Here is a 13,807-nt window from a genome sequence, read left to right as displayed (position 1 = left end):
GCAAGACGGTGGAGTATGCCACTGTTCAACCTTGGTGACTGAACAGGCATCGGGGGGCAGCCTTCGCGAGCAGGCTCGCTCCCACAGGGGCTGGTGTGAAAGCCCAAATCGCGGGCATAAAAAAACCGCAGTGGGCGAAACCCATGCAGTTCTGTTGAAGCGTTCTTCGTTCGTTAAGGTGGTAACCCCACCAGCCACACCCCGGCACACAATGTTCCCGCTGTGGCTGCTGCCTTCCGGCTCTGACCAGGTTCACGGGTAATCGTTGCGGGGGGACCGATGGGGTCACCATAACGACACTCACCTGTCGGCGAGCCGCGCCATTGTACCTATCTGAAGCGAAGTTACAACCGTTGGTTTCAGATTAAAAATATGAAGGGCTTCAAGCACTTGCTATTGCGCCTGCAACACCTCGTCCGCCTTGCCGCCCGCCTGCTGGATCACCAGATGGATGAAGTGCAACTTGGCAATCGCCGCCGCCGGCAGCACGAACGGGTAGAAATCCGGCTGCCCCATGCTGCGTGACAGCTCGTTGAGCATGCCCGCCAGTTCGATCCACGCATTGACGAACGACAGGAACGCCGGGCCGCCGGGGTGCTCCGGGTCGTACAGCGTGCTGGACGGGAACGGCTGGTAGTCGAAGTCCATTTCCCGCGCGCTCATGCCGAAACCCAGCGCGGTATCCACCGCATCCATCATGTGCAGGTAATGCGCCCAGGTTTCGGCCCAATCTTCCCATGGGTGCATGGTCGCGTAGGCGCTGACGTAGTGTTGCGGCCAGTCCAGCGGTGCACCTTGCTGGTAGTGACGGTCGAGCGCTTCGGCGTAACTGGCGCGCTCGTCGCCGAACAGGTTTCGGAAAGGTTCAAGCCACGGCCCATTGGCGATCAGACGATCCCAATAATAATGCCCGACCTCATGCCGAAAATGCCCGAGCAGCGTGCGATAGGGCTCATGCATCGCCGCCCTGATCTGCTCGCGATGGGCGTCGTCGGCTTCTTTGATGTCGAGGGTGATCAGGCCGTTGGCGTGGCCGGTCATCGGCGCGTTGCCTTCGAGGTCGACGCCGATGAAGTCGAAGGCCAGACCGGTGGCCTCATCCACGGTTTTCGGGATGACCGGCAGGCCGAGGGTGATCAGTTGCGCCACCAGCCGGCGCTTGGCGATTTCGACTTTGCGCCAGCGTTCGGGGTTTTCCGGCACTGAGAGGTCGGGGATGGTGCGGTTGAGGCTGCAGGCGATGCACAGGCTGTCGTGGCCGTTATCCGGCAGCAGCCAGTTGCACGCGGCGGGAGTGTCGAGGTTGGCGCAGCGACGAAACAGTCCGGCGTCGGGATCGGCATCGAGTGTCCAACTGCCGTCCTGTGGCCCGGGCTGCAACGAGGTCAGGCGACTTTCTTCAGGCTGATAGCCCAACAAGGCGCTGCAAGCCAGACACTGACTGTTGCGAAAGAACAGCGACTGGCCGCAGCGGCACGGCCAGATTTTGCTGTTGCGTGAAGATTCGCCCATGAACGGCGCGACGATGCGAGAACTGAGCTGCTCGAAAAAGCGGTACATGGCGATCTCTCCCTGGGGCTTGCCAAGACTAGATCATTGCCGAGCCGACATCGTTCCGAATACTCCACGGCTATTGGCCGATACCACCCTTGTGGTGAGGGGATTTAGCGAAACGTCGCACCGCCCCGATGGGTTGCGAAGCAGCCCCAAATCCTAAAACTCAGTTGAATCAGACAAACCGTGTGCTCAGGCTTTACGACTGCTGCGCAGCCGGTCGGGGATAAATCCCCTCACTACAGGTTTGAGCCCTATCAGGCAGAAATGCCATGGGTTTTGAGGAACGCGATAAACGCCTCTTCATCCATCACCTTCACCCCCAGTTCATTGGCCTTGGTCAGCTTCGAGCCAGCACCCGGCCCTGCGACCACGCAATGAGTTTTCGCCGATACCGAGCCGGCGACCTTGGCGCCGAGGCTTTCCAGGTGCTCTTTAGCGACATCACGGCTCATCAACTCGACCTTGCCGGTCAGCACCCAGGTCTCGCCGGACAGCGGCAGGCCTTCGACGACTTTCTTCTCGCTCAGCCAGTGCATGCCGAAATCCCGCAACTGTTTCTCGGCGGACTCGGCGATCTGCCGATGCTCGGGCACAGCAAAAAACTCGCGCACCGAATTGGCCTGCTTCTCCGGCAGCGCCTGACGCATGTCCAGCCAGTCGGCATTCATCACCGCTTCCAGCGAACCGAATTTGTCCGCCAGTTTCTGCGCGCCGCCCGGGCCGACAAAGGGAATGTGCAGCTTGTCGAGCAGACCACCGAGGGTCGTGCTGGCGGCAAATTCGGCGCCGAGTTCACCCTGATCCTGAATCTGCAGGCCATGCCCCAACAACTCGGTGATCACCTGCTGGTTGTGTGCATCTTCAAAGAAGCTGTGAATCTCGTGCGCCACTTCCAGGCCGATGTCCGGCAGGTAGGTCAGCACTTGCGGCAACGCCTGCTGCACGCGCTCCAGCGAACCCAGCGAGCGCGCCAACACCTTGGCCGTCTCCTCGCCGACGTCGGGAATGCCCAGCGCATAAATGAACCGCGCCAGTCCCGGTTGCTTGCTGTCTTCAATCGCCGCCAGCAGCTTGTTGCTGGAGACCTCGGCAAAGCCTTCCAGATCGACAATGTCGTCGAACTTCAACGCATACAGATCGGCCGGCGAACTGACCAGACCTTCGTCGACCAGTTGCTCGACGCTCTTGTCGCCGAGGCCTTCGATGTCCATCGCCCGGCGCGAGACAAAGTGAATGATCGCCTGCTTCAGTTGCGCGCCACAGGCCAGACGGCCGACGCAGCGGTACACCGCACCTTCGCTGATGGTTTCCTTGCCTTTGCTGCGCTTGACCAGTTGCGTACGCTCGACATGGGAGCCGCAGACCGGGCAGCTCTCCGGAATCGCTACAGGACGGGCATTCTCGGGACGGCGTTCGGTGACCACTTGCACCACTTGGGGGATCACGTCACCGGCGCGACGGATGATCACCGTGTCGCCGATCATCAGGCCCAAGCGCGCCACTTCATCCATGTTGTGCAGGGTCGCGTTGGCGACGGTGACGCCGGCGACCTTGACCGGTTTCAACCGCGCCACCGGAGTGACCGCGCCGGTGCGACCGACCTGGAATTCCACGTCGAGCAGTTCGGTGAGTTCTTCCATCGCCGGGAATTTGTGCGCGATCGCCCAGCGCGGTTCGCGGGCACGGAAGCCCAGCTCGCGCTGATCGGCGATGCTGTTGACCTTGAACACCACACCGTCGATTTCGTAGGCCAGCGCGTTACGCCGCTCACCGATGTCGCGGTAGTAATCCAGGCACTCGCCGATGCCTTTGGCCAGCTTCAGCTCGTGGCTGATCGGCATGCCCCACTTCTGCAATTGCTTGAGGTTGCCGATGTGAGTATCGGAGATATCGTGGGAGACCTGACCGATGCCGTAGCAGCAGAATTCCAGCGGGCGATTGGCGGTGATCTTCGAATCCAGTTGACGCAGGCTGCCGGCAGCGGCGTTGCGCGGGTTGGCGAAGGTCTTGCCGCCGACTTCCAGTTGCGAGGCGTTGAGGCGCTCGAAACCGGCCTTGGACATGAACACTTCCCCGCGCACTTCGAGGGTCGCCGGCCAGCCTGTGCCGTGCAGCTTCAACGGGATGTTGCGCACGGTGCGCACGTTGACGCTGATGTCTTCACCGGTGGTGCCGTCGCCACGGGTGGCGCCGCGCACCAGCACGCCGTCCTGATACAGCAGGCTGACCGCCAGGCCATCGAGTTTCGGCTCGCAGCTGTATTCCACCGCCGCGCCGCCACCGAACAGATCACCGGCCGGCAGATCCAGACCTTCGGTCACCCGGCGGTCGAACTCGCGCATGTCGGTTTCTTCGAAGGCGTTGCCGAGGCTGAGCATCGGCACTTCGTGACGCACCTGGGTGAACGCGGTCAGCGCCACACTGCCGACACGCTGGGTCGGCGAGTCGCTGGTGATCAATTCCGGATTGGCCGCTTCCAGCGCCTTGAGCTCGTGGAACAACCGGTCGTACTCGGCGTCCGGAATGCTCGGCTCGTCGAGGACATGGTAACGGTAGTTGTGCTGATCGAGTTCAGCGCGCAGCTCTAGAATGCGGTTTTTGGCGGCGGTCATGGGTGTTCTCTCATAAAGCAAAAGAGCAGCCGAGGCTGCTCAATCTTCTAAATCACAATGGCTCAAGGCTATGGACATTGTGGCGAGGGAGCTTGCTCCCGCTGGGCTGCGAAGCAGCCCCAATACCATCCACCGTGTTGCATCAGGCACAACCCGGTTGCAGGATTTACGGCGGCTTCGCCACCGAGCGGGAGCAAGCTCCCTCGCCACAACTGCGCTCTGGCCTTTAGCGCTTCTGGGTCAGGGCGCGGCGTTCGAATTCGACGATGCGCTGACGGTAGTGCTCGATAGTCTGTGCGGTCAGCACGCTGCGCTGGTCGTCTTTCAGCTCGCCGTTCAGCTCTTGGGACAGCTTGCGCGCTGCCGCCACCATCACGTCGAAGGCCTGCTTCGGATGACGCGGGCCTGGCAGGCCGAGGAAGAAGCTCACCGCCGGGGTGCTGAAATGGTCGATGTCGTCCAGATCGAAGATGCCCGGCTTGACCGCATTGGCCATGGAGAACAGCACTTCACCGTTGCCGGCCATGCTTTCGTGGCGGTGGAAAATATCCATCTCGCCAAACCGCAGACCGCTTTCGAGAATGTTCTGCAGCAGGGCCGGGCCTTTGAAGCCGGCGGCATCGCGGCAGATCACGCTGATCACCAGGACTTCTTCGGCTTGCGGCTGATCCTTGTCGGCCACCGCTGGCGCAGGCTTGCTGTCGTCGACGAAGTCGTCATCACGGCTGCTGAAGCTCGGGCCGCCGTCCAAATCCAGATCGAGGTTCAGGTCGCCCTGGGCCGGACCATTGCTGCCGCGCTTGCCACGTTTCGAACCGGATTCGCGAGGCTCGCGTGCTTCGCGGGCCGGCATGCTCACCGACGGCAGATCGTGTTCGTCCAGTTGCGGCTCTTTATGCGTATCCAGCACGCGGGCCGGGCCCAACAGCTCGGCACTGGTGTCCTCGTCCGGCAGGTTGGACAGACTTCGGTCAAGACGGAATTTCAGTTTTCCCTTGCCGCCGCGCATACGGCGCCAGCCATCGAAAAGAATACCGGCTATCACAATGATGCCGATGACGATCAGCCACTCGCGCAGACCGATTTCCATGTAATCCCGTGCCTCTATAAAAAATGCTGAAAAATAAGGGGTTTACATTGTGCAAACCGCTTTAAAACGTGGCGCCAACTCTATGTTCTGACAGGCGTTTTGCCCACGTATACGAAAAATTGACATTAAACTAGCACGACCAAAGACAACTTTACACCGTCTGTCACATTGGCTTGCGCGAATATGTCGATTGGCCAGCAAGTCGAAGTCGGTAAAAAAGTCCTACAGACTACTCATACCCTTCCGACACCACGCTGACTCAGGCGTCCACCATCGCCATCGCCTCCTCGACATCCACTGCAACCAGTCGCGAACAACCCGGCTCGTGCATCGTCACACCCATCAGTTGATCGGCCATTTCCATGGCGATCTTGTTGTGGGTGATATAGATGAACTGCACGGTCTGCGACATCTCTTTAACCAATCGTGCGTAGCGTCCAACGTTAGCGTCATCCAGTGGCGCGTCAACTTCATCGAGCATGCAGAACGGCGCCGGATTCAATTTGAAGATCGCAAAAACCAGTGCCAGTGCGGTCAGGGCTTTTTCCCCGCCAGAGAGCAAATGGATGGTGCTGTTCTTCTTTCCTGGCGGCCGCGCCATGATCGTCACCCCTGTATCGAGTAGATCTTCGCCCGTCAGTTCCAAATACGCGCTGCCACCACCGAAAACTTTCGGGAAAAGCGCCTGTAATCCGCCATTGATCTGATCAAAGGTATCCTTGAAGCGGTTACGGGTTTCCTTGTCGATCTTGCGAATGACGTTTTCCAGGGTCTCCAATGCTTCGACCAGATCGGCGTCCTGCGCATCCAGATAACGTTTACGCTCGGATTGTTGCGTGTATTCGTCGATGGCCGCGAGGTTGATCGCACCCAGGCGCTGAATCCGCGCATTGATCCGTTCGAGTTCTTCTTCGGCGGCGCGTTCACTGGCCTCGGGGGTCAACGTCGCGAGCACGCCATTGAGATCGTAGCCGTCTTCGAGCAATTGATCCTGCAACGCCTTGCGCCGCACGGTCAGCGCTTGCCATTCCATGCGCTGCTGTTCGAGCTGGCCACGGATCAGTTGCGATTGCTGCTCGGCCTGGGTCCGGCGCTTTTCCGCCTCGCGCAATTCGCGGTCGGCGTCTTCCAGCGCAATCTGCGCAGTCTTCAGTTCTTCGTCGACGGTCATGCGTTTGTCGAGCAGCTCTTCGAGTTTCAGGCGCAGCTCTTCCAGCGGTGCCTCGCCCTCCTCCAGATTCAGACTCAACTGTTCGCGTTTTTCGGTCAGGCGCTCGGCCTGCATCTCCAGACGTTCCAACGCCTGACGCGTGGAATCGTGCTGCGCGCGCAACGAGCCGAGACGCACCGCCAGTTGATGGGCGTGATCCTTGTGCTGGCGGGCTTCCTGGCGCACGCGATCAAGGCGTTCTCGCAGGCTGTCACGCTGAGCCAGCAGCAACTCGCGCTGCTCGGTATCCAGCGCCATGGCGTCGAGCGCTTCCTGCAATTGCATGCGCGCTTCGCCGATCTGCTCGTGTTCCAGTTCGCGTTGCTCGCCGAGTTCGATCAGCTCCTCATCGAGTCGGGTGCGGCGCAGCGTCAGCTGTTCAGCCTTGGCTTTACCGGCGGACAACTGGGCTTTCAATTCACCTTGGGAGCGGGCTTCGTCCTGCAGCAAACGGCGCAAGTGTTCGCGGCCGTTTTCCTGCTGCCGCTGTTGCGCCCGCAGGGTTTGCAGACGGGTTTCCATGGCTTCGACCGTGGCTTCGCGCTCTTCGCGTTCGACCTGCAGCGTCTCGATTTCCTGGCCACGGGCAAGCATGCCGCTCTCGGCTTCACTGGCGCGACGCACCCGCAGGAAGTGTCGACCAACCCAGTAACCGTCGCGACTGATCAGGCTCTGCCCGGCACTCAACTGGCCGCGCAGGGCCAACGCCTGTTCAAGGCTGTCGACCGGTTTGACCTGGCCGAGCCACGGCGACAGATCGATCTGCGCCTCGACTTTATCCAGCAGGCTGCCCGCCACTCGCACACCATCGCTGGCGGGGCTGAGCAGGCGCAGATCGCCTTGGGTGAAACCGGACAGATCGAAGCCGTTGAAGTCGTCCACCAGCACCGCTTGCAGATCGGCGCCGAGCACGGTTTCCACCGCCAGCTCCCAACCGGCCTCGACCTTCAAGCCTTCGGCGAGACGCGGCCGTTCGGCGAGGTTGTGTTCCTTCAGCCATTCGGCGGTGCCGGTGCCCGGGTCGAGCGCGGCTTGCTGCAAGGCTTCCAGCGACGCCAGTCGCCCGTTGAGGCGCTGCAAATCGCCCTGCGCCTGCTGCTGCGCGGTCAGTGCCTGCTGCAATTCCTGACGCAGTTGTTCCAGTTTTTCGACCTGCGCTTCTTCGCTGGTCTGCAAATCTTCGAGGGTCGCTTCGGATTCGGCGAGCTGCTCGTTGAGCGCCATGATCGCCGCGTCTTCCGGGTCGGCGGAAAGCAGATCGCGCTCTTCGGCGAGACGCTTTTGCCGATCGGCCAGACGCTCCATGCTGGTTTCCAGCTGCTGGATCCGCGACTGCTGCACTTCGGCCTGGCGCCGTGGTTCGGCAGCGGTCAGGTTGAAAGTGTCCCACTGCTCCTGCCAGCCGTGCATGACGCTTTCGGAATCTTCCAGCGCAGCGGCGGCTTCTTCGGCAGCGGCGCTGGTGACTTCCTGCTCGGGGGTGAGCATGTCCAGCTCTTCGCCGAGGGTCAGCAGCAGCGTGCGGTCGTGGCCCAGGTGCGATTCGGTTTCCAGACGCGCGCGCTCGGCTTCTTTCAGATCGTCCTGCAACTGGCGCAAGCGCTGCTGACCGTGCTGGATGCTCTGCTCGACCCGGGCGATGTCGCCGCCGACCGAATAGAAGCGGCCCTGCACCAGATTGAAGCGCTCGGACAGTTCGTGGTGCCCGTCGCGCAGGCGCTCGATGGCGGCATCGGCATTGCGCTGCTCGGCAACCAGCGCTTCGAAACTGACTTCCTGGGTGCCGATGATCGACTCGCGCTGGCCGACCTGATCGTTCAGATCCTGCCAGCGCAGGGCCGACAGTTGCGCCTTGAGCTGGCGCTCTTCGTTTTTGTATTCCTGATACTTCTTGGCGGACTCGGCCTGCCGGTGCAAACGTTCGAGCTGACGCTCAAGCTCTTCACGCAGGTCGGTCAGACGCGCAAGGTTTTCGTGGGTGCGGCGGATGCGGTTTTCGGTCTCGCGCCGGCGCTCCTTGTACTTGGAGATGCCTGCCGCTTCTTCGATGAAGTTGCGCAAGTCTTCAGGCTTGGACTCGATCAGCTTGGAGATCATCCCCTGCTCAATGATCGAGTAGCTGCGCGGGCCCAGACCGGTGCCGAGGAAGATATCGGTAATGTCGCGACGACGGCATTTGGTGCCGTTGAGGTAATAAGTCGTCTGGCTGTCGCGGGTCACCTTACGACGGATGGAAATCTCCGCGTAAGCCGCGTATTCGCCCAACAGCGTGCCGGCGGAGTTGTCGAACACCAGCTCGATGCTCGCCTGGCTCACCGGTTTGCGGCTGGTCGAGCCGTTGAAGATGACGTCGGTCATCGACTCACCACGCAGGTTCTTCGCCGAACTCTCGCCCATCACCCAGCGTACGGCGTCGATGATGTTCGACTTGCCGCAACCGTTCGGCCCGACGACCGCCGCCATGTTACTGGGGAAGTTCACCGTGGTCGGGTCGACGAAGGACTTGAACCCCGCCAGTTTGATGCACTTCAGCCGCACGCTCAGGCAACCGTCAGGGCGGAGACCACCAGATCGCAGCTGCGCTGGGCGTAAGCCGTCAGCACGATGCGGATCTGCGGCAAATCACGGGCGAGCACAGCGGCCAGCAGGCGTTCGAACAGTTCGAGAAACTCGCTCATTTCGGCCTTGCGCTGTTCGAGGGCGAGGAAATAGGCACGGCTCATGGCCGGCTGCAGGTTCTCGACGGTCTCTTGCAGGTACGGGTTGTTGGCAAACGGGTACGCAGCGCGCATCACGGCGAAGCTGTCGTCGACGAAGGTGCGGATGTCCTGACGCTCGTAGCTGGCGGTCAGGCGCTGCTGGATCTGCACGAACGGCGCCATGTCGGCCTGGATCTGCCAGCCATTGGCGACCGCATTGCCGAGCAGGATGTACAGCTCGCTCATCAGCGTGCACAGGCTCTGCACCTTGTGCGCGGTGAGTTCGGTGACATGGGCGCCACGTCGCGGCAGGATCGCGATCAGGTGACGGCGTTCGAGGATCAGCAGGGCTTCGCGGACCGATCCGCGGCTGACATTGAGGGCCAGCGTGACCTTCTGTTCCTGAATGCGCTCTCCCGGCTTCATTTCGCCGCGAATGATGCGTTCGGCGAGGTGGTGAGCAATTTGCTCGGCGAGGCTGTCCGGCGCCTTGAACGTCATGGTTGTCCTTCAAACTCTTCGATCTGCACAAGCGGCGCAGTGTAGCGCAAATGCAGGTGCATGGCGGAGTGCCCGCACGGCGCTTTTTGGCACGATTCAAGCAAAAAGGCAGTGGATCCGCTCAGGGTCAATACTCAATAGAGCACGCGTTAATCGACAAAACCGTTTTTCCTGACCTTTAAGTCAGAAAACCATTGACCGAAAAGTCAGACCTGCTAAATTCGGTTGAAGTCGGTTAACAACAATAATGAGTCTGCGAGGCCTTCCGTGATCCAGTTTTTACTTAACCAGGAACTCCGTAGCGAGCACGCCCTGGACCCGAATCTGACCGTGCTCAATTACCTGCGCGAACACGTGGGCAAATCCGGCACCAAAGAAGGCTGCGCCAGCGGCGACTGTGGCGCCTGCACCGTAGTGGTCGGCGAGTTGCAAACGGATGACGCCGGCCGCGAACACATTCGCTATCGCAGCCTCAACTCGTGCCTGACCTTTGTGTCGTCGCTGCACGGCAAACAACTGATCAGCGTCGAAGACCTCAAGCACCAGGGCGAACTGCACAGCGTGCAGAAAGCCATGGTCGAGTGCCACGGCTCGCAGTGCGGCTTCTGCACCCCCGGCTTCGTCATGTCGCTGTTCGCCCTGCAAAAGAACAGCGATGCACCGGATCCGGCCAAGGCGCACGAAGCGCTGGCCGGCAACCTCTGCCGCTGCACCGGCTACCGGCCGATCCTCGCCGCCGCCGAGCAATCCTGCTGTGGCAAGCAACCGGACCAGTTCGACGCCCGCGAAGCCGAGACCATCGCCCGCCTCAAAGCCATCGCCCCGACCGATATCGGTGAACTCAATAGTGGCGACAAGCGTTGCCTGGTGCCGCTGACCGTCGCCGATCTGGCCGATCTGTATGACGCTTACCCACAAGCGCGGCTGCTGGCCGGCGGCACCGATCTGGCGCTGGAAGTCACCCAGTTCCATCGCACCCTGCCGGTGATGATCTACGTCGGCAACGTCGCCGAAATGAAGCGCATCGAAACCTTCGACGACCGCATCGAAATCGGTGCCGCCACCGCCCTCTCCGACTGCTACGAAGCGCTGACCGCCGAATACCCGGACTTCGGCGAACTGCTGCACCGCTTCGCCTCGCTGCAGATCCGCAACCAGGGCACCCTCGGCGGCAACATCGGCAACGCCTCGCCGATCGGTGACTCGCCACCGCTGCTGATCGCCCTCGGCGCGCAAGTGGTGCTGTGCAAAGGCGAAACCCGGCGCACGCTGAACCTGGAAGATTACTTCATCGACTACAAGGTCACCGCCCGTCAGGAAAGCGAGTTCATCGAGAAGATCATCGTCCCGCGTGCCACGGCCGAGCAGCGCTTTCGCGCCTACAAAGTCTCCAAGCGTCTGGACGATGACATCTCCGCCGTCTGCGCCGCATTCAATCTGCGCGTGGAAAACGGCGTGATCAGCGATGCGCGCATGGCATTCGGCGGCATGGCCGCGATCCCGAAACGCGCCGCCCATTGCGAAGCCGTGCTGCTCGGTCAGCCGTTCAACAACGCCGTGATCGAACGCGCCTGCGCCGCACTGGCCGAAGACTTCACGCCGCTCTCGGACTTCCGCGCCAGCAAGGAATATCGCCTGCTCAGTGCGCAGAACCTGCTGCGCAAATACTTCATCGAACTGCAAACACCGCACATCGAGACTCGGGTGACCGCTTATGTCTAACCATCACGCCGTAGAGAAGACCCAAGCCGAATTGGCGGAACTGTTTGCCAAGGACCTGACCACCGGTGTCGGCCGCAGCGTCAAGCACGACAGCGCCGCCAAGCATGTGTCCGGTGAAGCGCAGTACATCGATGATCGTCTGGAATTTCCCAATCAACTGCACGTGTACGCACGGCTGTCGGACCGCGCCCACGCGAAAATCATCAGCATCGACACCAAGCCCTGCTACGCCTTCGAAGGCGTGCGCATTGCGATCACCCACGAAGACGTGCCGGGCCTGAAAGACATCGGCCCGTTGCTGCCGGGCGATCCGCTGCTGGCCATCGATGACGTGCAGTTCGTCGGGCAACCGGTACTGGCCGTGGCGGCGAAAGACCTGGAAACCGCACGCAAAGCGGCGATGGCGGCGATCATCGAGTACGAAGATCTCGAGCCGGTGCTGGATGTGGTCGAAGCCCTGCGCAAACGCCACTTCGTGCTCGACAGCCACACCCATCAGCGCGGCGATTCGGCTTCGGCCCTGGCCACCGCCGAACACCGCATTCAGGGCACGCTGCACATCGGCGGCCAGGAACACTTTTATCTGGAAACCCAGATCTCCTCGGTAATGCCCACCGAAGACGGCGGCATGATCGTCTACTGCTCGACGCAGAACCCCACCGAAGTGCAGAAACTGGTGGCAGAAGTGCTCGACGTGTCGATGAACAAGATCGTCGTCGACATGCGCCGCATGGGCGGTGGTTTCGGCGGCAAGGAAACCCAGGCCGCCAGCCCGGCGTGCCTGTGCGCGGTGATCGCGCACCTCACCGGCCAGCCGACCAAGATGCGCCTGCCACGGGTCGAAGACATGCTGATGACCGGCAAGCGCCACCCGTTCTATGTCGAGTACGACGTTGGCTTCGACAGCAGCGGGCGTCTGCACGGGATCAACATGGACCTGGCCGGCAACTGCGGCTGTTCGCCGGATCTGTCGGCGTCGATCGTTGACCGGGCGATGTTCCACTCGGACAACTCGTACTACCTTGGGGACGCGACCATCAATGGTCACCGCTGCAAGACCAACACCGCGTCGAACACTGCCTACCGTGGTTTCGGCGGCCCGCAAGGGATGGTCGCCATCGAAGAAGTGATGGACGCGATTGCCCGTCACCTCAACCTCGATCCGCTGGCGGTACGCAAGGCCAACTACTACGGCAAGACCGAGCGCAACGTCACCCACTACTACCAGACCGTCGAGCACAACATGCTCGAGGAAATGACCGCTGAACTGGAAGAAAGCAGCCAGTACGCCGAGCGCCGCGAAGCGATCCGCCGCTACAACGCCAACAGCCCGATCCTGAAAAAAGGCCTGGCGCTGACCCCGGTGAAATTCGGCATCTCCTTCACCGCCAGTTTCCTCAACCAGGCCGGCGCGCTGATCCACGTCTACACCGACGGCAGCATCCACCTGAACCACGGCGGCACGGAAATGGGCCAGGGCCTCAACACCAAAGTCGCGCAGGTGGTGGCCGAAGTGTTCCAGGTGGAAATGGATCGGGTGCAGATCACCGCGACCAACACCGACAAAGTGCCGAACACCTCGCCGACTGCGGCCTCCAGCGGCGCTGACCTCAACGGCAAGGCCGCGCAGAACGCCGCCGAGATCATCAAGCAGCGTCTGGTGGAATTCGCCGCGCGGCACTACAAGGTCAGCGAAGAAGACGTGGAATTCCACAACGGCCATGTGCGCGTGCGTGACCACATCATGACCTTCGAGGCGCTGATTCAACTGGCGTATTTCAATCAGGTCTCGCTGTCGAGCACCGGCTTTTACAAGACCCCAAAAATCTACTACGACCGCAGCCAGGCCCGTGGTCGGCCGTTCTACTACTTCGCCTTCGGCGCGGCGTGCTGCGAAGTGATCGTCGACACCCTGACCGGCGAGTACAAGATGCTCCGTACCGACATCCTCCACGACGTCGGCGCCTCGTTGAACCCGGCGATCGACATCGGTCAGGTCGAGGGCGGTTTCGTCCAGGGCATGGGCTGGCTGACCATGGAAGAGCTGGTCTGGAACAACAAGGGCAAGCTGATGACCAACGGCCCGGCCAGCTACAAGATCCCGGCCGTGGCGGACATGCCGCTGGACCTGCGGGTGAAGCTGGTGGAGAACCGCAAGAACCCGGAAGACACGGTGTTCCATTCCAAGGCTGTGGGTGAGCCGCCGTTCATGCTCGGGATTGCCGCGTGGTGCGCGATCAAGGACGCGGTGGCGAGCCTCGGTGACTATAAGCATCAGCCGCAGATCGATGCGCCGGCGACCCCGGAGCGGGTGTTGTGGGGCTGTGAGCAGATGCGCCAGCTCAAGACGGTGAAAGCGGTCGAAGCTGAAACCGAGTTGGCTCCGCTCTAGGGACCGAGGTGCGGCCATTCGCGA

General features: G+C 61.4%; 7 protein-coding genes and 1 other RNA gene. 2 read left to right on the top strand and 6 right to left on the bottom strand.

Features of this window, described 5'->3' with window-relative positions; all coding sequences use genetic code 11:
* Nucleotides 1–185: 185 nt before the first annotated feature.
* The 6 genes from ffs to ACOYXI_RS00600 all read right to left on the bottom strand — a co-directional run bounded on the left by ffs (nt 186) and on the right by ACOYXI_RS00600 (nt 9,669).
* An RNA gene (ffs, locus tag ACOYXI_RS00625) (signal recognition particle sRNA small type) lies at nt 186–282 on the bottom strand.
* A gap of 111 nt (nt 283–393) precedes the next feature.
* Nucleotides 394–1,560, bottom strand: coding sequence for a zinc-binding metallopeptidase family protein (locus tag ACOYXI_RS00620; RefSeq protein ID WP_461674123.1), 1,167 nt, complete (start codon nt 1,558–1,560; stop codon nt 394–396).
* A gap of 251 nt (nt 1,561–1,811) precedes the next feature.
* Nucleotides 1,812–4,169: an NAD-dependent DNA ligase LigA gene (ligA, locus tag ACOYXI_RS00615; RefSeq protein ID WP_461674122.1), complete on the bottom strand. Its 2,358-nt coding sequence runs from the start codon at nt 4,167–4,169 to the stop codon at nt 1,812–1,814.
* A 226-nt stretch (nt 4,170–4,395) separates the two neighbouring features.
* A complete protein-coding gene (zipA, locus tag ACOYXI_RS00610) occupies nt 4,396–5,259 on the bottom strand; it encodes a cell division protein ZipA (RefSeq protein ID WP_027613270.1) in 864 nt (287 codons plus the stop codon).
* 259 nt (nt 5,260–5,518) lie between these two features.
* Nucleotides 5,519–9,007 (bottom strand): chromosome segregation protein SMC, encoded by a 3,489-nt coding sequence (gene smc, locus ACOYXI_RS00605; RefSeq protein ID WP_461674121.1) that lies wholly within the window; start codon nt 9,005–9,007, stop codon nt 5,519–5,521.
* A 2-nt stretch (nt 9,008–9,009) separates the two neighbouring features.
* Nucleotides 9,010–9,669 (bottom strand): GntR family transcriptional regulator, encoded by a 660-nt coding sequence (locus tag ACOYXI_RS00600; protein ID WP_134785863.1) that lies wholly within the window; start codon nt 9,667–9,669, stop codon nt 9,010–9,012.
* A gap of 267 nt (nt 9,670–9,936) precedes the next feature.
* Between ACOYXI_RS00600 and xdhA the strand changes: the two genes are divergently transcribed.
* Complete coding sequence (gene xdhA / locus ACOYXI_RS00595) at nt 9,937–11,391, top strand: xanthine dehydrogenase small subunit (RefSeq protein ID WP_461674120.1); 1,455 nt, start codon at nt 9,937–9,939, stop codon at nt 11,389–11,391.
* A complete protein-coding gene (gene xdhB, locus ACOYXI_RS00590) occupies nt 11,384–13,783 on the top strand; it encodes a xanthine dehydrogenase molybdopterin binding subunit (RefSeq protein WP_461674119.1) in 2,400 nt (799 codons plus the stop codon). The genes xdhA and xdhB overlap by 8 nt, the downstream gene beginning before the upstream one ends.
* Nucleotides 13,784–13,807: the final 24 nt, after the last annotated feature.

This window comes from Pseudomonas sp. G3-19, from assembly GCF_054855875.1.
The sequence above is the reverse complement of the archived record's forward strand: the minus strand, read 5'-3'. Positions and strand labels throughout refer to the sequence as shown.